This is a genomic window from Stenotrophomonas oahuensis (genome assembly GCF_031834595.1).
Lineage (GTDB): Bacteria > Pseudomonadota > Gammaproteobacteria > Xanthomonadales > Xanthomonadaceae > Stenotrophomonas > Stenotrophomonas oahuensis.
The window spans coordinates 3965923-3987295 of sequence record NZ_CP115541.1 but is presented as its reverse complement, the minus strand read 5'-3'; the positions used below and the strand labels follow the sequence as shown (position 1 = coordinate 3987295).

At 64.1% G+C, this 21373-nt stretch carries 22 protein-coding genes; 14 read left to right on the top strand and 8 right to left on the bottom strand.

Translation table 11 applies throughout. The features are described from left to right. Positions 1–200 precede the first annotated feature (200 nt). Positions 201–824 (top strand): hypothetical protein, encoded by a 624-nt coding sequence (locus tag PDM29_RS17765; protein WP_311191370.1) that lies wholly within the window; start codon positions 201–203, stop codon positions 822–824. Here PDM29_RS17765 and PDM29_RS17760 read toward each other — a convergent pair. Next, on the bottom strand, positions 779–1666 hold the full coding sequence (locus PDM29_RS17760) for an AraC family transcriptional regulator (protein ID WP_311191369.1): 888 nt from the start codon (positions 1664–1666) through the stop codon (positions 779–781). The two genes, PDM29_RS17765 and PDM29_RS17760, sit on opposite strands and share 46 nt — an antisense overlap. An 89-nt stretch (positions 1667–1755) precedes the next feature. Between PDM29_RS17760 and PDM29_RS17755 the strand changes: the two genes are divergently transcribed. After that, positions 1756–2229, top strand: a complete 474-nt coding sequence (locus tag PDM29_RS17755; RefSeq protein ID WP_311191368.1) for a DUF6265 family protein — start codon at positions 1756–1758, stop codon at positions 2227–2229. A gap of 142 nt (positions 2230–2371) precedes the next feature. On the opposite strand, the gene PDM29_RS17750 is transcribed toward PDM29_RS17755, so the two are convergent. Then, positions 2372–3286 carry a LysR family transcriptional regulator gene (locus PDM29_RS17750; RefSeq protein WP_311191367.1) on the bottom strand — a complete coding sequence of 305 codons (915 nt, stop codon included), beginning with the start codon at positions 3284–3286 and terminating at the stop codon, positions 2372–2374. Positions 3287–3362: 76 nt separating this feature from the next. Here PDM29_RS17750 and msuE point away from each other — a divergent pair, with 76 nt between their 5' ends. The 5 genes from msuE to ltaE all read left to right on the top strand — a co-directional run bounded on the left by msuE (position 3363) and on the right by ltaE (position 9593). Continuing rightward, positions 3363–3944: an FMN reductase gene (gene msuE / locus PDM29_RS17745; protein ID WP_311191366.1), complete on the top strand. Its 582-nt coding sequence runs from the start codon at positions 3363–3365 to the stop codon at positions 3942–3944. Positions 3945–3982: 38 nt separating this feature from the next. After that, positions 3983–4981 (top strand): DUF1852 domain-containing protein, encoded by a 999-nt coding sequence (locus PDM29_RS17740; protein ID WP_311191365.1) that lies wholly within the window; start codon positions 3983–3985, stop codon positions 4979–4981. Between the two features lie 9 nt (positions 4982–4990). After that, positions 4991–6016, top strand: coding sequence for a methionine synthase (locus PDM29_RS17735; protein ID WP_311191364.1), 1026 nt, complete (start codon positions 4991–4993; stop codon positions 6014–6016). Further along, on the top strand, positions 5898–8402 hold the full coding sequence (locus PDM29_RS17730; protein WP_311191363.1) for a TonB-dependent receptor domain-containing protein: 2505 nt from the start codon (positions 5898–5900) through the stop codon (positions 8400–8402). Before PDM29_RS17735 ends, PDM29_RS17730 begins: the two co-directional genes overlap by 119 nt. A 120-nt stretch (positions 8403–8522) precedes the next feature. Beyond that, positions 8523–9593, top strand: coding sequence for a low-specificity L-threonine aldolase (ltaE, locus tag PDM29_RS17725; RefSeq protein WP_311191362.1), 1071 nt, complete (start codon positions 8523–8525; stop codon positions 9591–9593). A gap of 57 nt (positions 9594–9650) precedes the next feature. Here the strand turns inward: ltaE and PDM29_RS17720 are convergent, their stop codons facing one another. The 3 genes from PDM29_RS17720 to PDM29_RS17710 all read right to left on the bottom strand — a co-directional run bounded on the left by PDM29_RS17720 (position 9651) and on the right by PDM29_RS17710 (position 12329). Next, the gene (locus tag PDM29_RS17720; RefSeq protein ID WP_311191361.1) at positions 9651–10961 is read right to left on the bottom strand and encodes a hypothetical protein; all 1311 of its coding nucleotides are present in this window, start codon (positions 10959–10961) and stop codon (positions 9651–9653) included. 8 nt (positions 10962–10969) lie between these two features. Continuing rightward, entirely contained in the window at positions 10970–11329 is a 360-nt protein-coding gene (locus PDM29_RS17715) for a hypothetical protein (protein WP_311191360.1), read from the bottom strand. Between the two features lie 97 nt (positions 11330–11426). Further along, positions 11427–12329 carry a LysR family transcriptional regulator gene (locus PDM29_RS17710; RefSeq protein WP_311191359.1) on the bottom strand — a complete coding sequence of 301 codons (903 nt, stop codon included), beginning with the start codon at positions 12327–12329 and terminating at the stop codon, positions 11427–11429. Between the two features lie 100 nt (positions 12330–12429). On the opposite strand from PDM29_RS17710, the gene PDM29_RS17705 reads away from it, so the two are divergent. Next, the gene (locus PDM29_RS17705) at positions 12430–13254 is read left to right on the top strand and encodes an SDR family oxidoreductase (RefSeq protein WP_311191358.1); all 825 of its coding nucleotides are present in this window, start codon (positions 12430–12432) and stop codon (positions 13252–13254) included. 49 nt (positions 13255–13303) lie between these two features. On the opposite strand, the gene PDM29_RS17700 is transcribed toward PDM29_RS17705, so the two are convergent. After that, complete coding sequence (locus tag PDM29_RS17700; RefSeq protein ID WP_311191357.1) at positions 13304–14887, bottom strand: PQQ-dependent sugar dehydrogenase; 1584 nt, start codon at positions 14885–14887, stop codon at positions 13304–13306. 180 nt (positions 14888–15067) lie between these two features. On the opposite strand from PDM29_RS17700, the gene PDM29_RS17695 reads away from it, so the two are divergent. Next, on the top strand, positions 15068–15829 hold the full coding sequence (locus PDM29_RS17695; protein ID WP_311191356.1) for a hypothetical protein: 762 nt from the start codon (positions 15068–15070) through the stop codon (positions 15827–15829). Positions 15830–15876: 47 nt separating this feature from the next. Continuing rightward, positions 15877–17262, top strand: coding sequence for an NAD-dependent succinate-semialdehyde dehydrogenase (locus PDM29_RS17690; RefSeq protein WP_311191355.1), 1386 nt, complete (start codon positions 15877–15879; stop codon positions 17260–17262). A gap of 13 nt (positions 17263–17275) precedes the next feature. Here PDM29_RS17690 and PDM29_RS17685 read toward each other — a convergent pair whose 3' ends face one another. Both PDM29_RS17685 and PDM29_RS17680 read right to left on the bottom strand, forming a co-directional pair. Further along, a complete protein-coding gene (locus PDM29_RS17685; protein ID WP_311193824.1) occupies positions 17276–18112 on the bottom strand; it encodes an alpha/beta fold hydrolase in 837 nt (278 codons plus the stop codon). Between the two features lie 234 nt (positions 18113–18346). After that, on the bottom strand, positions 18347–19195 hold the full coding sequence (locus tag PDM29_RS17680; RefSeq protein WP_311191354.1) for a helix-turn-helix transcriptional regulator: 849 nt from the start codon (positions 19193–19195) through the stop codon (positions 18347–18349). A 59-nt stretch (positions 19196–19254) separates the two neighbouring features. On the opposite strand from PDM29_RS17680, the gene PDM29_RS17675 reads away from it, so the two are divergent. From PDM29_RS17675 to PDM29_RS17665, 4 genes are all read left to right on the top strand, one after another. Then, positions 19255–19854, top strand: a complete 600-nt coding sequence (locus tag PDM29_RS17675; protein WP_311191353.1) for an SDR family NAD(P)-dependent oxidoreductase — start codon at positions 19255–19257, stop codon at positions 19852–19854. A 172-nt stretch (positions 19855–20026) separates the two neighbouring features. Then, positions 20027–20479, top strand: a complete 453-nt coding sequence (locus tag PDM29_RS21100) for a helix-turn-helix transcriptional regulator (protein WP_425508687.1) — start codon at positions 20027–20029, stop codon at positions 20477–20479. Between the two features lies 1 nt (position 20480). Further along, the gene (locus PDM29_RS17670) at positions 20481–20924 is read left to right on the top strand and encodes a cupin domain-containing protein (RefSeq protein WP_311191352.1); all 444 of its coding nucleotides are present in this window, start codon (positions 20481–20483) and stop codon (positions 20922–20924) included. A 1-nt stretch (position 20925) separates the two neighbouring features. After that, on the top strand, positions 20926–21369 hold the full coding sequence (locus PDM29_RS17665) for a DoxX family protein (protein WP_311191351.1): 444 nt from the start codon (positions 20926–20928) through the stop codon (positions 21367–21369). The last annotated feature ends 4 nt before the right edge of the window (positions 21370–21373 follow it).

The window sequence follows — 21373 nt, the reverse complement described above, 5'->3', positions numbered from 1 at the left end:
ACCCTCGGTCCCACCTCATCGACGTGGCAATCCAGAGTCCACAGTCTGGCGATCCGGGCGTGATCACCATTTCACGGCGGAACAGCCGACCCCATGCGGTATCTTTTCGGCCCAAGCGCCAGTACTACTACTGGCGCACCAACACCCCCCACCTGCTGCAATACCAGGCACTGGTCCCAAGAGCCCACCTGGAGCACCTCATGCGCAAGCCCGTCCTGACGTCCCCCTCCACACTGCTCATCCTCGCCCTGGCCGCCACCGCCAGCCAGGCCACCTTCGCCGCAACGGCCGATGCACCGCCTCCGCCGCCGCGCAACGTCCCAGGCCCGGTAACCGCCGCATCCACCAGCGCCACGCTGCTGGGCCGGATCTCAGCGCTCAACACAAGCACCCGCGAAGTAACCGTCACCGGTGCCGATGGCAGCAGCGTGGACATCGTGGCCGGCCCCGACATCCGCAACTTCAGCCAACTAAAGGTAGGTGATCAGGTCGCGCTGGACTACCGCGCCGCCGTTGCGCTTGAACTGGAGCCCGCAGGCAGTGCACCACTGGGCGCGACCGCCACCCAGTCCCGCACCGTACCCAAGCGGGGCAGCATTCCCGGTGGCGCGCGCTCCAATACGATCAGCCTGGTTACCGAGGTGGCCGCGGTGAATCCAGAGCGCGGCACCATCGCCCTGCGCGGAGAGAGTGGCAACACCCAGCTGATCGCGGTGGAACGCCCGGATCTGCGCGCCAAACTGCCCAATGTGAAGCGCGGTGACCTGCTGCGGATCTCCTACACCCAGGCGGTTGCCTTGGGCATCCGACGCGACACGCCCTGACCTCGGCCGGCGCTGGTGCCGCGTACGAACGCGGCCGCCAGTGCCAGCGCGTCGCTGCTGTTGCGATCGCCACGCAACGCCCGCACCAGAGCCGCCGGCGTGCTGCCGGTCCAGCGCACCAGGTCATGCGTGGCATGCGCCTGGTCGCTGTATCCGTGCCGTGCCGCCGCGGCGGCGATGTCAGGCTCCGCTTCATCCAGCGACCGCAGCAATGCCTGCAGCCGCCGCACGCGGGCGTACTCCTTGGGTGTCATGCCCACGGCGGCAAGAAATCCGGGTTGCAACGTGCGTAACGAAACGCCCAGCGTCTTCGCCAGTGCGCTGATCCGTAGATCGCCCTCCGCCGCGTCCAGCAGGGCGACGGCTTTCTCGATCCTCGCGTCCAGTGCGAAGGCGTTGCAGAACGGACGCAGAAACTGCCACAGCGGCTCGGGATCACACGCCTCGGCACTGGCCCGGGCAGCCGCTGCAAACACTTTCGCGAATGGATCATCAAGCGTATGCAGATCCGGCGCATGGTCGCGCAGGCCAGGGAGGCGCGGACCAGCGACCAATGCGCTGGCCGCCGGCTGCAGGCGGACACCGATGCAGAGCACCGGACCGACCGCCTGCAGGCGTACCGGCCCGCGCTGCTGTGCGGCGAAGCAGAACGGCTGATCGGACCGGACCTCGCCATCCACGGCATGCATCTGCAGCGGCGTCCCGAGTTCGGCCAGCAGCTCGCAACAGCCATCCGGGTAAATCACCTGGATCTCGTCACTGGGCGTGTCGTCGCGCAACTGCCACAGGCACCGCACATGGCGGCGCAGGTCGGTAGGGGCAGGGTACTCGGCGTAGTCCATGCGCCATCGGAGCGCAGGCTGCGCTTTTTTACAAGCGGACCCTGCGGGATCCGGCTAGCCTGCGCTCACCAGACCAAGGGAGCGGGTACATGATCAAGACGACGATGGCGATGCTGGGTGCCGGTCTGGCACTTGGGAGTGGGCCGGCCAATGCTGCCGGCCCAGCGTTCGACTGGCTGGCCGGTCACTGGTGTGGCGGCACGGAACAGCGGCAGATCGAGGAAGTCTGGCTGCCCCAGGCCGGGGGCGCACTGCTGGGTATGTCGCGTACGTTGGCCGGCGACAGTACAGAATCCTTTGAGTTCATGCGGCTGGTGCCGTCCGGCAACGATGCGGGATTTCATGTGCAGCCCAATGGTGTGCCGGCGACGTTGTTCACCATTTCCAGCCAGGGCAGGGGATGGGTGGTGTTCGAGAACCCGGCGCACGATTTCCCCAATCGCATTGAGTATCGAAGGGAAGGGGATGCACTGAAGGCGGTTATTTCCGGTCCGGTCGAGGACGGCAAACAACACGAAATCCGCTTCGACTACCAGCCCTGCACACCACGACCCACCCCGTAGAGCGGGGCTTGCCCCGCTGAACAAACGGCGCGGCACACCACGCCCCCCCCGTAGAGCGGGGCTTGCCCCGCTGAACAACCGACGACCCATGCCGCGCGCGAAAAGCAGCGGGGCAAGCCCCGCTCTACGAAAGGCGCCGCCGTCACCCGGCCGCGCTCGAGCGAACACCGCTGGTGTCGCTGTGCCGGGCCAGTTCGACGAACGCGCGCAGATAGTCGACATCAACGTCGGCTTCCCGGGCCCCCAGATAGATCTGCTTGGGAATGCCGCTCGGACCGAGCCGCACCGGCACCACCGGCATCTTTGCCGCGTACTCTTCCACCAGCCATCGCGGCATGGCGGCCACACCGCGCCCACTGGCCACCATCTGCATCATGATGTCGGTGGTTTCAATCGCCTTGTGCCGCCGTGGGCTCACCCCGGCCGGCAGCAGGAACTGGTTGTAGATGTCCAGCCGCTCGATTGGCACCGGATAGCTGATCAGCACTTCCTGGGTCAGTTGCTGCGGCTCGACGAACGCCGCTTTGGCCAGCCGATGGTCCCTGGCCACTACCAACACCTGCTCGTAATCGAACACCGGCACGAAGCGCAGGCCCGGCTTCAGCAGCGGGTCGGGGGTGACCAGCAGGTCGATCTCATAGCCGAACAGGGCGCCGATGCCGCCGAACTGGAACTTCTGCTTCACATCCACGTCCACGTCCGGCCACGCGGCCAGGTAAGGCGAGACGATCTTCAGCAGCCACTGGTAGCAGGGATGGCACTCCATGCCGATGCGCAGCGCACCGCGCTCGCCCTGGGCAAACTGGCCCAGCCGCTCTTCGGCCAGGTCCAGCTGCGGCAGTACCCGGTTGGCCACCGCCAGCAGGTACTGTCCGGCCTGGGTCAGGCGCAGGCTGCGGCCTTCCCGAAGCCAGATCGGGGTGCCCAGCTGCTGCTCCAGCTTTTTCATGCTGTGGCTGAGGGCCGACTGGGTCAGGTTCAGTACGCCGGCCGCTGCGGTCAGCGACCCCTGCTGCTCAACCTGCTGGACGATGCTGAGGTGGATGCGCTCCAGCATGATGATGAATTCCGCTCATGGATACGTGAAGTAATACCATTTTACGTCATGGGAGCCCGTCGCTAGCATCGATTCGATGACACAACCTCTTCGCGTAGTCGCCGTTTCCGGGGGCCTGCAGCGCACCTCCCGCGCCGCCGCCCTCTGCCAGCACCTGATGGACCTGATCGGGGAACAGCTTCCCTGTGACCGGCACCTGGTCGAGCTCGGCCAGGTCGCGCCCCAACTGGCCGGTGCCACCTGGCGCAGCCAGCTGCCCGCCTCGGTGGAGCAGGAACTGGCGGCGGTGGAGCAGGCCGACGTGCTGGTGGTCGCTACCCCGGTCTATCGCGGCTCGTACACGGGCCTGTTCAAGCACTTCTTCGATTTCATCGACCAGGACGCGCTGACCGACACGCCGATCCTGCTCGCCGCCACCGGCGGCAGCGAACGCCATTCGCTGGTGATCGACCACCAGCTGCGGCCACTTTTCAGCTTCTTCCAGGCGCGCACCTTGCCGCTGGGCGTGTACGCCACCGACAGCGACTTCCTCGATTGTCGCCTGCACAACGAGGCGCTGCTGGAGCGCTCCCGCCTTGCAGTGCAACGGGCGCTTCCCTTGCTGGAGCTTGCGCGTCGCGTTGAACCCCACGCCAGCAGCGCGGTCGCCGCCGCCTGAGCCTTTCCGAACCTAACGAACCCCCACGGCAGGTCACCATGAGCCACGACTTCACCTTCAGCATCAAGCGCATCGCCTTCGACGAGAACTATCGTCCGGCCGACGGCACCCGGATCACCACCAACTTCGCCAACCTGGCCCGGGGCGAACGTCGCCAGGAAAACCTGCGCAACACCCTGCGCATGATCGACAACCGCTTCAACGACCTGGCCCACTGGGACAACCCCAACGCGGACCGCTATGCAGTAGAGCTGGACATCATCACGGTGGAGATGCAGGTCGAGCAGGGCAGTGAAAGCGAAACCTTCCCGCTGATCGAAATGCTCAAGACCACCATCGTCGACAAGCAGACCGGTGCGCGCACTGACGGCATCGTCGGCAACAACTTCTCGTCCTACGTGCGCGATTACGACTTCAGCGTGCTGCTGCCCCAGCACAACGAAGGCAAGGCGGCGTTCTCGGCACCGGATGACTTCGGCGACCTGCACGGCAAGCTGTTCCGGCACTTCCTTGGTTCGGACGCGTACCGGGCCAACTTCGCCAAGCCGCCGGTGATCTGCATCAGCGTCTCCAGCAGCAAGACCTACCACCGCACCGAGAACCATCACCCGATTCTGGGCGTGGAGTACAAGCAGAGCGAGTTCTCGCCCACCGATGACTACTTCGGCAAGATGGGTCTGCGCGTGCGCTACTTCATGCCGCCGCGCAGCGTGGCTCCGCTGGCGTTCTACTTCCAGGGCGACCTGCTGGGCGACTACTCCAATGCCGAGCTGATCGCCACCATCGCCACGATGGAAGCGTTCCAGAAGATCTACCGGCCTGAGATCTACAACGCCAATTCCACGGCGGGGAAGGTCTACCAGCCCAGCTTGAAGCACGAGGATTACTCGGCCACCCGCATTGTGTATGACCGCGAAGAGCGCAGCCAGTTGGCGGTCAAACAGGGCCGGTTCACCGAGGAAACCTTCATCAAACCCTACCAGAACACGCTCAACCAGTGGGCCGCCACCTGGCCCGCATCCACCGCAAAGGCCTGAACCACGCACATGACGAACACACTTCTGCCCACCTCGACCGCCGGAAGCCTGCCCAAGCCCTCGTGGCTGGCCGAACCTGAAAAGCTGTGGTCGCCCTGGAAGCTGGAAGGCGACGCGCTGATTGAAGCCAAGCAGGACGCACTGCGCCTGTCGCTGCAGGAACAGCAGCACGCCGGCATCGACATCGTCAGTGACGGCGAGCAGACCCGCCAGCATTTCGTGACCACGTTCATCGAGAACCTCAGCGGCGTGGACTTCGAGAAGCGCGAGACCGTGCGCATCCGTAACCGCTACGACGCCAGCGTGCCCACCGTGGTGAGCGCGGTGAGCCGGCCAAAGCCGGTGTTCGTGGACGACGCGAAGTTCCTGCGCGGGCAGACGAAGCAGCCGATCAAGTGGGCGCTGCCGGGTCCGATGACCATGATCGACACCCTGTACGATGCGCACTACAAGAGCCGCGAAAAGCTGGCCTGGGAGTTCGCGAAGATCCTCAATCAGGAAGCCCGCGAGCTGGAAGCCGCCGGCGTGGACATCATCCAGTTCGACGAGCCCGCCTTCAATGTGTTCTTCGATGAGGTGAATGACTGGGGCGTTGCCGCGCTGGAGCGTGCCATTGAAGGCCTGAAGTGCGAGACCGCAGTTCACATCTGCTATGGCTACGGCATCAAGGCCAACACCGACTGGAAGCAGACACTGGGTTCGGAGTGGCGTCAGTACGAAGAGTCGTTCCCGAAGCTGCAGCAGTCGAACCTCGACATCATTTCGCTGGAATGCCACAACTCCCACGTACCGATTGACCTGATCGAACTGGTGCGGGGCAAGAAGGTGATGGTGGGGGCGATTGATGTGGCGTCCAGTACCGTTGAGACCCCGGAAGAGGTAGCCAACACCCTGCGCAAGGCGCTGAAGTTCGTGGATGCGGACAAACTGTATCCCAGCACCAACTGCGGCATGGCCCCGCTGGCCCGAAGCGTCGCCCGCGGCAAGCTGCAGGCGCTTGCCGCCGGTGCCGCCATCGTGCGCGGCGAGCTGTAACGCCGCTCCGGGCGATGTTTCTTTAAACCTGCGCGCTAGGTTGTCCCAGCCGGGCTGGCCCGGCTGCTTTTCGCGTGCACCCCCAGCGGGGCAAGCCCCGCTCTACGCGGCTCGTGTGAATGTGATGTTATGCTATTACATTCACATCATCCCGAACGAGCCCGATGAAGCACCGCGTCCTGTCGTCCGCCATTGCCAGCCTGATGTTCGCCCCGCCTGCGCCTCCGCGGAGGACACCGTCACTCGAACCCCGGTAGAACTCGACGAACTACGCGTCACCGCCGAAAAGGGCAGAAGAACCGCACTTGCCCCACTGCCCACCGACATCCTCAGCGGCGACGCCCTGATGCACCGGCGCCAGGGCGGTCTGGGCGAAACCCTCGCCGGTCTTCCCGGCGTGCATCTGGACAACTTCGGCGGCGGCGCGTCGCGCCCGGTCATCCGTGGCCAGACCCTGCCACGCATCGAAATTCTGAGCGACGGTGCCCCCGTGTTTGACGCCTCCTCGGTGTCGCCGGACCACGCCATCGGCACCGATCCGCTGCTGCTGGACGCCATCGAAGTCATCCGCGGCCCCGCCGCCGTGCTGTACGGCGGCAGTGCCATGAACGGTGCCGTCAACCTGATTGACGGCCGCATTCCCACCCGGCTGCCTGAAAACGGCGTCACCGGTGCCGCAGAAGTGCGCCTCGGCTCGGGCGATCAGGAAAAGACCGGTGTCGGCCGCATCACCGCCGGAGTAGGGCAGGTCGGCCTGCACGCCGAAGTCGCCCGCCACAACGCCGATGACTACGACATTCCCGGCGGGACCCTGCAGGACTCCTTCGCCGAAGGCACCACCGCCTCGGCAGGTGCATCCTGGATCACGGAACGCGGCTACATTGGCGCAGCCTTCACCCGCCAGGACAGCAAATACGGACTGCCGGGGCACTCACACAAGAACGGCGTCTGCCACACCCACGGCATCGACCTGCACTGCGAAGCGCACGGTTCCTATGAGGATCCGTTCGGGTCGTCGGACGACCACACCGCCTACATCAAGGTGCGCAGCGAACGAACCGACATCCGCGCCGATTACGACGACCCGATGCCGGGCTTTGCCCATATCCGCCTGCGCCTGTCGCATACCGATTACCAGCACGACGAAATCGATGGCCCGGCGCTGTTCAATCGCTACACCAACGAGGTGGACGACGGCCGCATCGAACTGACCCACAAGCCGCTGTTCGGGTTCACCGGTACCTTCGGGGTCCAGTACACCGAGGGCACCTTTGGCGGCCTCAACGTCAACAACCTGCATGTGGCGTTCCCGGAGAACGGTTACGGCTTCGTGCCGCCGAACTACCAGAAGACCCGCAACAAGGCCGTCCTCCTCAGCGAATCACGCTCGTTCGGTCCCATCGACCTGGATATCGGTCTGCGCAAGGACTGGCGTGAGATCCGGGTTCCCGTGCCCGAGTTCCGGGTCAACTTCACGCCGTTCTATGAGGAGCTGTTCGCCAGCTGGTACGGCCCGGACTGGAAGAACGTCATCCGGGAATCAGATGTGGAGATCTTCCAGACCAGGAACCCGACCACGCGCCAGAATCCGTTCTCCGCGTCGCTCGGTGCCACCTGGAACATCCGTGACGGCTACTCGGCTTCTTTGAACATCGCCCGCACCGAACGCGCACCCAGCGTCCGCGAGCTCTACGCCTACGGCAACAACCTGGCCTCCAACAGCTACGAAGTGGGCCTGGTCCGATCCGGCAGCGTGTCCGACACCTTCCCGGACAGCCGTACCGATGTACTGGAAACGACCCGATCGGTCGATCTGATCTTCTGCAAGGTCGGCGGGGTCTTGGAGTACGAGGTGGGCGTGTTCCACCAGGACATCAAGGATTACGTGTTCGCGCGCCTGATCGAGACCGAGAACGAAACCGGCGTACCGCACAACTACCTGCTGTACACCGCCGCCGACGCGACCTTGGAGGGCGTCGATGGCCAGATCAGCCTGCAGTACGGTGCCGGCCACCGCACCACGCTGTTCGGCGACTATGTGCGCGCCGACCTCAAGAGCGAGGACGACAACCTGCCGCGTATTCCGCCGGGGCGTCTCGGCGTACGCCATGCCTGGTCCAGTGGGCCGTATTCGCTGGATGCCGAGTACTACCACACCTATGCGCAGAACCGGATTGCCTCGTACGAGACGCGAACCAAGGGCTACGACATGCTCAACGCCACCTTCGCGTACCGCCTGGAGCTGACCGAGCGGCAGGCCGCCGAATTCTACGTCCGCGCCACCAACCTGCTGAACAGGGAGGCCTATGTGCACACCTCGTTCGTCAAGGACCAGTCACCCCTGCGCGGCCGCAGCATGGTTCTGGGCGTGCGGTACACCTTCTAGGTAAATCGCCGATGCACCGTAGAGCCGGGCTTGCCCGGCTGCTCTTCGCTGCGCAAACGGCAGCGGGGCAAGCCCCGCTCTACGTCCCACACCAGAATTCACCCGCCACCACCGGTCTGGATGAACGATACTTCCACGGTACTCACCCAGCCAGACACCCCGAACATGCAGTGGATCGACCTTCGCAGCGACACCGTCACCCAACCCACGCCCGCGATGCGCGCGGCCATGGCCAGCGCCGAGGTCGGCGACGACGTCTACGGCGACGACGCCACGGTCATCCAACTTGAACAGCTCGCCGCTGACATGCTGGGCAAGGAAGCCGCCCTGTTCGTACCCACCGGCGTGTTCGGCAACCAGCTGGCCGTGTTCACCCACTGCCGCCGCGGTGACGAAGTGATCGCCGGCGACGACTCCCACCTGGTCTGGCACGAGAACGGCGCGGCCGCCGTGATCAGCGGCGTACAGATGCGCACCATCGCCAGCGACCGCGGCGTCGTCCCTCCAAAGGAAATCGAGGCGCGCATCCGGGTAGGGGAGGACATCCACATCCCCCGCACCGGCCTGATCTGCCTGGAGAACGCACACGGCAATGGCCGGGTGATTCCGCTGGCAACCATGGCCGAAACTGCCGCCATCGCCCGCCGGCACAACATCCCCATCCACCTGGACGGTGCCCGGGTCTTCAACGCCGCCACCCACCTTAACTGTGACGTCAAGGAGATCACCCGGCACGTCGACACCGTCATGTGCTGCTTGTCTAAAGGCCTGGCAGCACCGGTAGGCTCAATCCTCGCTGGCCCGGCAGACTTCATCAAACGCGCCCGCTACAACCGCAAGCTTCTGGGCGGCGGCTGGCGTCAGGCCGGCGTGCTGGCTGCCCCGGGCATCCTCGCCCTGACCGAAATGACAAAGCGGCTGGGCGAAGACCACGCCAATGCGCGCTACCTTGCCGAGCGCCTGGCCGCCATACCCGGCATCACCGTCGACTCGGACGACGTGCACATCAACATGGTCTGGTTTGCGCTGCCCGAATCCGTTGATTCAGACCAGCTCACCGCCGCGCTGGCCGCCGAAGGCATCCGCGCCAACGGCCCGTATGGCGGCAAGATGCGGCTGGTGACCCACTGGCAGGTGGACCGGAATACCATCGACCGCACGGTCGCCGTGATCCAGAACGCAACCACGTAATGCCGGGCCTGCCCGGCTGCTCTTCGCGCGCGCCCACCCAGCGGGGCAAGCCCCGCTCTACGATGCCGGATCAGGCAGCTTCGCCATACTCGCCCTGACCACATCGGGAATCGCGCAGGGCGCACCGTGGTAGCGCGGCTTACCCTGCAACGGCTCAATAACGCCGCCCCTGGCCTCTCCGCTCGTTCCCTGGCAATCCACCGCCAGAAACAGCGTGCGGCCCTCGCGGTCCACCCATTGCTGCCCGAAGTAGCTTCCCTGCGTTGTTTCCACGGTGCGGCCGAGCAATTCCGCAACCGGACCCTGGCCAGGCAGGTCCCGCAGCATTGGGCTGGTGCCCGGCGTGGCATCCATCCAGCGCGCAACAACTGAGCCATCCAGACGGTGCAGGGTGACCTGCGTTCGATTCTCGCCACCGGCTTCCACATAACGCGACGTCCAGAGCCGATCAGTGCCCCAAGGCAGGACCGTGTTGTACTGCGGGGACAATCGCTCGTTGCCATCGCTGTCCATGAAACCGTAGTACCCGTCACGGAAGAAGACCGCCCCAACCGTAAGCAACGCTTCCATGTCGGTGAACGCGCTGCCGACAAAGCGCTGATGCGCCACGTTGAAGAGCCGCATTCCACCTTGAGCGTCGCGCACACTGAGCAGGCTGCCGTCAGCGCTGGACGCTTCCATGCGACTCCCCTCAGGCAGCAGGTGCGCTTTCAGCGCTGCATCCAGCCACAGGCGCGGCTGATCCTCATCCGCAAGCGTCCCGATGAAGCCCACGCCGTCGGAAGTCAGCCCACTCAGTGCTGGCAGATCCACCACGCGCCGCCCTTGGCAATCAATCAACGTCTTGTGGCTGTTGTCGGCGATGGACACCCTCAGATCCGGCCGCGATTCGATCTCGGCCCACGCGTAGTCGTCGATACGCGCGCCCAGTTGCCCATCACCGCCCCCCAGCCGGTCGCCATCTTTCATCGTGAAGCGCCACACCCCGGGGCAGACCTGGCGGGCCGCAGATGCACCCGGTACGGGGACGAACTGTCCAGTGGCCTGCATGAGCCCGTTGGTGGCGCTGTCCTCCTGCACTGCGAGGGTATCGTCGCTGTTGCGCTGGATACGATACTCGGTCATCCAGTGCGGCCAGGACGGCACCTCGTCATCCGCCCATTCGCGCAGGCGGGCGAAATACCCGCGGTCCGTGTAGATGCGGGTCTGATCGCCCGCCAGTTGCCCGCTGGCGTCCGTGTGCCGCCATGCATTGCCCTGACGGCCGAGCCAACCGCCGTTCTGAAGTGGCAACATGCCGTCGAGTTCCACGGCGGGCCCTGTGGTTCCGTCCTCGTCGCGCAGGGCACACGCACCCTCGTCAGACATGTCGCAGATCAGGTAATCCGTACGGCCTGCAAAAGGACCGGCCGCACGCATCTCATTCGGCAGTAGTTGAAGGCGTACGCGGCCGTCCTGATCAAACATCCGTTCGCCGGCCGTGCGCGCGCGCCAACTGTAGCGTTGCGGATGCGCAGTGCGCGCCCAATCCCCGCGGCATCATCAAACCAGACGCTGCGCTGGCTCTCGAAATCGACGGCGACCCAGCGGCCCGGCACCAGCAACTGCGGTTTGCCGGGCCAGTCCTGCACCAGACGACCCTGCTCGTTGGCCACAATGCCATCCTCAAACCCGCTGGCCTGCAGTACAAAGGTCGCAGGTTCTGCAGCAGCCGCCATGAACGGGGTGAGTGCCATGAACAGCAGTGCTTTTGCGCCAACGTATCTGCTCATCCTTGTGCCTTGTATTCCTGAATCGGCGTCATGATAGCGCGCGCAGGTTGCGCGCACGCTGTCAGGGTTTGCGACTGTCGTTCTCACGCAGCACGGCAATGAATGCTTTCAACGGCGCCGGAACCTGCCGCCAGCTCGCGTAATACAGGCATAACCCCTCGAACGGGGGCGACCAGTCTTCAAGCAGCAGCACCAGTCGTCCGTCGTCCAGCGCGTCACGCGCAAAGGGCTCCGGCACGAAGGCAATACCCAATCCATTGAGGGCGGCGTCCACCATCAACGCGCTGTCATCCAGGCTGAGAGCACCGGCCACGTCGACAGCCACTTCACGGCGGCCCTTGCTGAACTCCCAGCGGTAGCGCTTGCCACTGGGGAGGCGCTGCCGGATGCACCGATGCGCCTGCAGATCCTCTGGTGTACGTGGGCGGCCTGCCGCTGCCACATAGTCCGCAGAGGCCACCGCAATGAAGCGCAGGGCACCACCAAACGGCACCGCCACCATGTCTTTGGGTACGGATTCGGCCAGCCGCACGCCCGCATCGAAGCCTTCGGCAATGATGTCCACCAGCCGACCTTCACTGACGATATCCAGCGCCACATGTGGGTGCCGTTGCAGGAAGGTGGGCACGACGTGTTCCAGCAGCCAGCGCGCTGCGCCAGCACCGGCGTTGATGCGCAGGGTGCCGGCCACAGTGTCCTGCCCATGGCGTGCTTCGTCCAAGGTGGCGTCCAGCTCCTGCAGCAGCGGATTCAGCCGCCGCAACAGCGCCTCGCCCGCTTCGGTGGTTGCCACGCTGCGGGTCGTCCGATGCAGCAGACGCACACCCAGGCGTTGCTCAAACGCCCGTACTGCGTGGCTCAGTGAGGACCGCGACACGCCGAGCTCGTCTGCCGCCCGCTGAAAGCTACGGTGCCGGGCAACGGCCGAAAAGGCCTTGAGATCCGAGAGACTGACGTCCGCCATTGGTGCAGATTCCTCACCAGCCCATGCTAATTGGTGCAGCTTATCACGCAGGCGGCTGCCACTTACCCTGTGGGCATTCCAACCAAACGAGGCTTCCCCAATGAAGACCTGGCTGATTACAGGCGCATCCTCCGGCCTGGGCCTGCAGATGACCCGCGTGCTGCTGGAACGTGGCGATTGCGTGGTGGCGACTGGCCGCCGCACCGAGCCGTTTGCAGACCTCCAGCAGGCACACGGTGACCGCCTGATGGTGGCGCGCTTCGATATCACCGATACCGCCGCAATGCGTTCGGCGGTGGAAGACGCCTTCGCGGCATTTGGCCGAATCGACGTGGTGGTCAGCAACGCCGGCTACGGCCTGTTTGGTGCCGCCGAGGAAGTGAGCGACGCCCAGATTGAGCGGCAGCTCGCCACAAACCTGACCGGATCGATCCAACTGGTGCGGGCAGTGCTGCCGCATCTGCGTGCGCAGGGAGGCGGCCGCATCCTGCAGGTATCCTCGGAGGGCGGGCAGGTGGCCTACCCGAACTTCAGCCTGTATCACGCCAGCAAGTGGGGTATTGAGGGCTTCCTTGAAGCGGTGGCGCAGGAGGTGCTGCCGCTCGGCATCGAAGTGCTGATTGCCGAGCCGGGTCCCACCGCTACCGGCTTTGCCGCCGGACTCGACCACGGTACCGTCATGGATGCTTATGACGCCACACCAGCGGGGGACGTGCGCCGGGGTGTGGCAGATGGCAGCTTCGCGATCAAGGGCGATGCAGAGCGGACGGTGGCGGCCATGATTGCGTATGCAGACGAAGCAGCGCCACGCCGGCGGTTGGCGTTGGGGAGTGCAGCGTTTCAGAACATCGAGCGGTCGCTGCTTGCCCGGATGGAGGATCTTCATGCCGGGCGACATGTGGCTTACTCGGCCGACCGGGATTAAGGGACTACGGCGGAGATCCAAGCGATGGGTTGCTTCCGACGAATTGATGCTAGCCGGATTCAACTTCCGCAGTCGGTGCCAATCTAAGCAGCCTCCCGTCCACCCCGTCCGTCAGCACGTAGATCGAACCATCCGTCGCCACTTTGACATCACGGATGCGCTCGCCCAGCTCACCAAGAACCAGCTCCTGACGCACGACACGGCCACCTTCGCGGACGAGCCGGCGGATGCCACGCTCGCGCAAGGCGGGCACCAAGAAGTCTCCCTGCCAGCTCTTGAACAGTTCGCCTTGATACACCGCCAAGCCTGAGGGCGCGATAGAGGGCGACCAGACCAGCTCCGGATCCTCGAAACCATCGAGTCGGGTGAACGGACTTACTCGTGCGAATGGGTAGTCAATTCCGTGACTGACGATGGGCCAACCGTAGTTGCCACCCGGCCGCAGCCGGTTGAGTTCATCACCGCCACGCGGTCCGTGCTCGCTCACATACACCGCCCCGGTGACCGGATCACGCACGATGCCCTGCGGGTTACGGTGGCCGGAGGTGTGCACGACGGCGCGACCTGCTGCAGGGGAAAGATCAATGCGCATCACTTTGCCCAGAGAGTTACCCGGGCTCTGCGCCTCCTCCCGTCGTTCGCTGCCGTCGCCCACGGTCATCAACAGCGTGTTGGCGTCCAGAAACGCCAGACGGCCCCCGTTGTTGCCATCGCTGGCCTTGGGTGTGGATTCAAACAGGATCTTGACCTGACCTACTGACCATTCGCCAGCAGCCTCGGTCAGCACGCCACGAAGCAGCAGTACTCCTGCTCCGCGTGCGTCGCGATAGCCATGTGTCAGATAGATGTAGCGGTCATTCTGGAAATCTGGAGAAAGCGCGACCTCCATCCGTCCAATCACGCGCTCACGCTGATAGGGTGCAGGCACCTGCACGGTGTTGACCTCTTTCGTGAGGCCCGCGCGGTCGATCAGCTTCAGTCGGCCAGCCATTTCCGTGACGATCAATTGGCCGTCAGGCAGTTCCGCCATCGACCAGGGCCATTGCAGGTTCTTTGCAATAGTCGTGACTGAATACCCCGTTCCCGCAGGCGGCACAGGCTGTTGCGGCACTGGGCGCATCATCAGGAACGAGCCCGCCGGCAGAAGCAGTGCAGCCACTGGCACCAGGTAGGCCCACGCGCCCGCGGAGGAGGGGCGCGACATGCGCGAGGAAAGTGTATAACTCACATACCCGCCCACCAGCCCGCACAGACTCATCAGCGCCAAACCGGACATCGCGCGGGTTGCGGCAATCGCCGGCATTGGGATTACGCTGCGCAGCAGTGCGAGTACGATCCACAGCCCCAGCAAACCAGCGAACAACACGCAGGGCAGGGCCCCCAGCCGCAAGCGCCGCAGACAGGGTTGCAGCATGGATGCCAGCACGCCCGCCGCCAGCGCAAAGCCGAACATCACCGGCCCGAACCGCGCAAGGTCCTCCGCGGTCACCTCGGCTCGCTCCATCATGGTGACCGGCACGCCCAACTGCGTGATCGAGTAAAGATTGATCTGTGTCTGCAGCACGCTGGCGACCGTGGCAGTCGCAAGCGCGGCGATGAGAAGGGTGGAAATGTGTCGTAACCAGGTGGGCATAGGCGAGGGCAGAGCAGATCGAAGACCCACTCTAACGCAAGCTGTGCGTGGCCCGGTGCCCGACAGGGCACTGATGCGGTGAAACCCAAGTGAGACGCAGCGCCACAGAATTCACAACGTGGGAACCGGCAGAGGCCGATCATCGAATGCCTCAGCCCCCACGCTGGAATCTCAATTCCCATGCAACAACTGGCCGAAGACTTCTGGAACTTCCGCGGCCATCATCGCATTGCCGGCGTCCTCGATGTCGGCACGCAGATGTCGCTGATCCGCCGCGCAAACGGTCGCTATCTGCTGATCGACAGCTACGCGGTAGACGAGGATGACCGCGCCCGCCTGCTGGCACAAACAGGCAACGGTGATCTGGTTGAAGCCATCATCAACGTGCACCCGTTCCACACCCTGCACTGCTACAGCATGCACCAGCTGCTGCCACGGGCGCGGATGATCGGCACGCGTCGGCATCAACAACACGCTCCGACGGTGCGATGGGACCCCGCCGTGATTGAGGATCCCGCTACCCAGCAGCAGTTTCGTGAAGACCTGGACTTCTCGACTCCCGACGGGCTGGATCTGGTCACATCTGACGACAAGGTCCACGCCGCCTCGGTGCTGGTCCGCCATCGCCGCACCGGCATCGTGCATGTGGATGACACCCTGAACGTGCTGGCGGCTCCCGGCTGGCTGGGGAAGCTGCTGCCGCAGTCGCGGCTGAAGTTCCATCCCATGCTAGGCAAGGCGCTCAAGCCTACTCCAGAAGCAGCCGATGCATTCGCCAGCTGGGCACGAGCCTTGGCCGCTCGATGGGCCGACACCCCGGCCGTGTGCGCCGCCCACTCGGCGGTGCGTCGGCTGCAGCCGGGTGACTGGCAACGCGAAGTGCTACGCGCCCTGACAGACGTGGAGCCGACGCTGGAGCGCCACCGCAAAGCCCATCTGTAGCGCCTGCCGCGCTCCTACCTCTCCCCCCAAAGCGAAGGATTTTGTTCATGTCAAAGAAGCAGCTCACCACCATCAACCCGCTGACAGAGGAGGTGCTGGCCACGTATGACTACATGTCTGATGAAGAAGCCACTGCCGTGGTCAAGGCCAGTCACGAAGCCTACCTGCAGTGGCGCCTGCGCAGCCTGGATGAGCGCGCCAAGGTTGTCGCCGCGATCGCCAAGGCGCTGCGTGACCGCAAGGAAGAGTTCGCCCAGCTCATGACCAACGAGGTTGGCAAACTGATCAAGGACAGCCGCACCGAGATCGACCTGTGTGCCGCCATCTGCGACTACACCGCCCAGCAGGGACCAACGGTGCTGGCTGATGAAGAACGAAAGGTGGAAGGTGCCAGCGGCATCGTCACTCATTCCCCCATTGGCGTGGTCTACGGCATCCAGCCATGGAACTTCCCCGCCTATCAGGCCATCCGTTACTCGATTGCCAGCCTGATGGCCGGTAATGGCGTACTGCTCAAGCATGCCGAAAGCTGCACTGGCAGCGGCCTGCTGCTGCGTGACATCTATGAAAGTGCCGGGCTCCCCAAGGGCCTGTTCGGGGTGCTGCTGATCAGCCACGACCAGTCCAACGCCATCGTGGAGAACAACCTTGTGCGTGCCGTCACCCTCACCGGCAGCGAGGCCGCAGGGCGCACCGTGGCCACCAAGGCAGCAGAGGCGCTGAAGAAAACCGTGTTGGAACTGGGCTCCAATGACGCTTACCTGGTGCTCGACGATGCAGACCTGGAGTTGGCCGTGGACACCTGCGTCAAGGGCCGCCTGTTCAACAACGGCCAGACATGCGTCAACGCCAAGCGCTTCATCGTTACCGGGAAGAACTACGACGCGTTCGTCGCCGCCTACGCGAAGAAATTCGAAGCCATCAAGATCGGCGACCCGAACGCCGAAGACACCCAACTCGGACCCATGGTCTCTGAAGCGCAGCGAGACAAGTTGCACGAGCAGGTCAGCAAGAGCGTCTCGCAGGATGCACGCCTGCTGGTCGGTGGCGAAGTGCCGGATCGCACCGGCTGGTTCTACCCGGCCACGGTACTGGCGGATGTGGCCCCGGGCCAGGTCGCCTACGCGGTTGAGCTGTTCGGGCCGGCCGCTGCCATCATCCGCGCCAAGGACGATGAAGACGCCATGCGTATCGCCAATGACAGCCGCTACGGATTGGGCGGAGGCATCTTCAGTCGCGATGTGAAGCGTGCCCGCGAACTGGCGACCAAGTACTTTGACACCGGCATGGTCTGCATCAACAGCTTCGACGTCGCGTCCCCGAGCATGCCCTTCGGTGGCGTGAAGGCCTCCGGCTACGGGCGCGAGCACGGGCCGGAGGGATTGAAGGAGTTCGTCAACGTCAAGGCGATCAAGATTCCAGCAGCAAAGTAGCGCCTGCTCCAGCTCAGCTCTTGATGAACGCGAGCAGATCCGCATTGACGACGTCCGCATGGGTCATGCACATCCCATGCGGATAGCCCGGGTAGATCTTCAGCTTCGCGTTCTTCAGGAGCTTGGCCGACAGCGGTGCCGAGTTGCCGATCGGGACAACCTGGTCGTCGTCGCCGTGCATGACGAAGGCCGGCACGGTCACGGATTTCAGGTCTTCAGTGAAGTCCGTTTCCGAGAATGCCTTGATTCCGTCGTAATGCGCCTTGGCCCCGCCGGCCATGCCTTGGCGCCACCAGTTCTGCACCACGCCGGGAATGGTCTTTGAGCCCGGGCGGTTGAAGCCGTAGAAGGGCCCAGCAGGAAGATCAACGTAATACTGTGCACGGTTGGCGGCCAAGGCACTGCGGAACCCATCGAATACTTCCATGGGTAGACCGCCGGGATAGGCGGCGCTTTTTAGCATGGTAGGCGGAACCGCGCCGATAAGCACCAGCTTCGCGACGCGCCCCTGCTTCTGGCCATGCCGCGCGACATAGTGAAGCGCCTCGCCCCCGCCTGTGGAATGCCCGACGTGAACCGCATTGCGCAGATCCAGGTGTTCCACCACCGCCAGCGTATCGTCGGCGTAATGGTCCATGTCATGGCCCTCATTCACCTGCGAAGACCGCCCATGCCCGCGGCGGTCATGGGCGATGGCCCGATAGCCGTGACTGATGAAGAACAGCATCTGGGTGTCCCACTCGTCGCTGCTCAGCGGCCAGCCGTGATGGAACACGATGGGCTGGCCGGAGCGCGGGCCCCAGTCCTTGTAGAAGATTTCCACACCGTCTTTCGTGGTGACACTTGACATGACATCGTCTCCAATCGTGGGGGAGGGAGCGCCGGGGGAGGCAGCAGAGAAGAACGGCAGCGCGCCGACCATCATCAAGGTCGCAATGCCAGCACCGAGCGCCATCACGTCGCGGCGCCCAGGATTGGCGAGTTCCGGATCATTTACATCGCTCATGGCATAGGCCCTGTTCGTGGTGACAGGGCGACTATCCGCCGGCAGATGCAGCGGAAATAGAAATTGTTTGCGCGACCGTCAGCGCGAAATGCGCTGGCCGCGTGGCGAATGGCCTGTAGCGCGCCGGTACGCTGCACCAAATGCGCTTTCAGAGCTGTATCCCAATTCTTCCGCTACTTCGGCGACGGTACTGCCGGGCTCGGCAAGCCGACGCGTTGCAAGCGCCATGCGCCAGTGCAGCACATAGTCCATGGGCGAGCGCCCGACCACATCATGAAACCGGCGTGCGAAGCGTGATCGGGACAAGCTGGCGACGTCCGCCAGATCGGTCACTTTCCACGATCTGCCTGGCTCACGATGGATGGCCTGCAAGGCGGGCCCCAGGCGGGGATCGGCCAACGCCGCCAACCAGCCTCTTGTCTGGACATCGGGAAGCCCGCGAAAGAGTTCGATGAACACCAATTGCATGAGCGCCGATGACACCGCTGCGCGACCGGGTGATACCTGGTTGGATTCCTCTTCGAGCCGATCCAACAGCCAGCGGATGCGCTGGGCCGCCTGGCTGTCCGATCGCAGAACCGCGACGAACGGCAGTGCCGAGATCAACAATTCGGCGGCAGCGGGAAGCTCCATTCGCCCGCCCAGGCTTCGGAAGTCAGCGCCCGCACCACCATCGAGTCTGGCAAACGGGGAAGCGCCAGAACCGGCGAACACCTGCTCGGCTGGAATCGTCGGCAGTGACAGATCCGAGACCAGAACAAACACCTGACCGGGCGCAACAAGGAAGCAATCGCCCGCCTCAAGCAGCCACTGCGTGCCGCCCGCATCCAGGCAGCATTGCCCGGTTCGTGACACATTGCACTTCAGCACCTGTGCAGGTGACACGCTCAAGGCCCAGGCCCCGCGCGCATCCAATCCGGTGGACACCGCTGCCTGGGCTAAGGCGCGCTCATTGACATCCTGTGTGCTTCAACGAGGAGCCTCCCATGAGCAACCACAGCACACAACAACACCCCTTGGGCACACGTTTCGGTGCTGCAAGTCGCGCCGAGGAAGTCGCCGAAGGTATCGACTGTTCTGGCACCCTTGCCATCATCACGGGTGGTGCCTCCGGATTGGGACTGGAGACCACACGTGTTCTCGCATCAAGGGGTGCACATGTGATTGTCCCTGCCCGCAATGAGCGCGCTGCTGCCAATGTGCTCGCTGAGGTGCCGTCGGCAGAGGTAATGCCGCTCGATCTGCTGGACAGCGCTTCCATTGATGCGTTCGCCGCCGCCATCCTTGCGCGGCGCGAACCCTTTCATCTGCTGGTGCTCAGCGCAGGCATCATGGCACCACCGCTGTTCCGTGACGTACAGGGGCACGAAGGACAGTTTGCAACCAACCATCTTGGCCACTTCCGCCTTGTCTGCCGGCTCTGGCCCGCGCTGGTCGCCGCGCGCGGTGCCCGTGTGGTGGTGCTCTCGTCTCGCGGCCACATGCTGAGTGACATTGATTTCGATGACATTGACTACCACCAGCGCCCCTACGACCGCATGCAGGCCTATGGTCTGGGAGCTGAGCGCTCGCTGGGAGGGCGTTGACATCCCCGGCAAGTAAGCTCGGTGTCTGGCGCCGCCGCCCAAATGGCGGGGTCGCCAACCCTCCGAACGAGACGCCTGCAGTAGCGCCATTGGGGGATTCGCAATCGGTGCGGCACGACCATTCTGATCAGGCAGTCCATCTTGACCCTTGTCCAACGCCTGGGAATGACCCATGTCCAGCACTTTGGAACACAGCCACCGCACGCCTGCAGCGGCACCCTCCATGGCAATCCGCACCGCCCCAGGGCTGAGGACCGGTGCGCTTGCTCGAGCGCAGCACTACATCGACGACCACCTCTTTGTTCCACTACGCCTGGACGATGTGGCCAACGCCGCGTGCGTAAGTCGATACCACTTCTCACGCTGCTTTACGATGTCGATGGGCATGACCTTCGTGGAGTACATAGCGCGTCGGCGCATTGAAGCCGCCCGTTCCGCATTGGAGCGGGATCCGGCGGTCCCACTCGCGGGTCTCGCTACCGAACTGGGGTTCTGCGACCAGGCCCACTTCAACAAGGTATTCCGACGCATCTCTGGTACGACGCCGCGCCGATACGCGCTCAGGCTGTCGCGCGTTTCCCCCTGCGGCACAGCGTCCGCCTGCGCCCACCCTTCAGGATACTAAGATGAATAGAAAGCGAGCTGTCGTCACTCGTTTGAACCTTGCGTTTGCGGGGATCCTATCTGCGTTCCTCTGCGCATCTGCAGCAGCGCAGGAATACAAAGGAACCAAAGTCACCCAGGTCTACGAGCACGAAGTGCCCGGCCTGCCAGACAAGGTCGTGCGCGGCATCCTGGTGGAGTACGAGCCGGGCGGGGTCAATGCGCCGCATTACCATGCCAAGTCCGCATTGATCTACGCCACCGTCCTGGAGGGCGCGGTTCTGAATCAACTCAACGGCGGGCCGCTGCGCACCTTCACCAAGGGTCAGAACTTTACCGAGCTACCCGGCGATCGCCACGACGTCAGTGCCAATGCAAGCAAGACCGAGCCGGCCAGCCTGCTGGCGGTCTTCGTCGTGGACAAGACAGACACCGTACTCACCACCCCCATCCAACACGGACACTGACATGAATACCGAATGGATTGCGCCCAATCGCGGTCTCGGCAAGGCGGAAGATGCCGTGATTCTGCTCGCACGTCTGCTGCTGGCCGCCTTGTTCCTGCTGTTCGGCTGGAACAAGCTGATGGACATATCGGGCACAACTGCCTATATGGATCAGCTCGGCGTCCCGGCCAGCGAGCTGGCCGCCATGGCAGCCGCCGTGATCGAGCTCGGCGCAGGCGCAGCACTCGTGGTGGGTCTGTGGACCCGGCCGGTCGCATGCCTGCTTGCGATCTACGCGTTGGTGGCCGCCCTGATCGGCCACCCATACTGGGCGACCGAAGGTGCACAGCAGTACGCCGATACCGTCAACTTCTACAAGAACCTGTCCATCGCCGGCGGAAGCCTGCTACTGCTCGCGACCGGGCCCGGCCGCCATGCACTGGATGCCATACGCCGTTCCAGTTGACGCC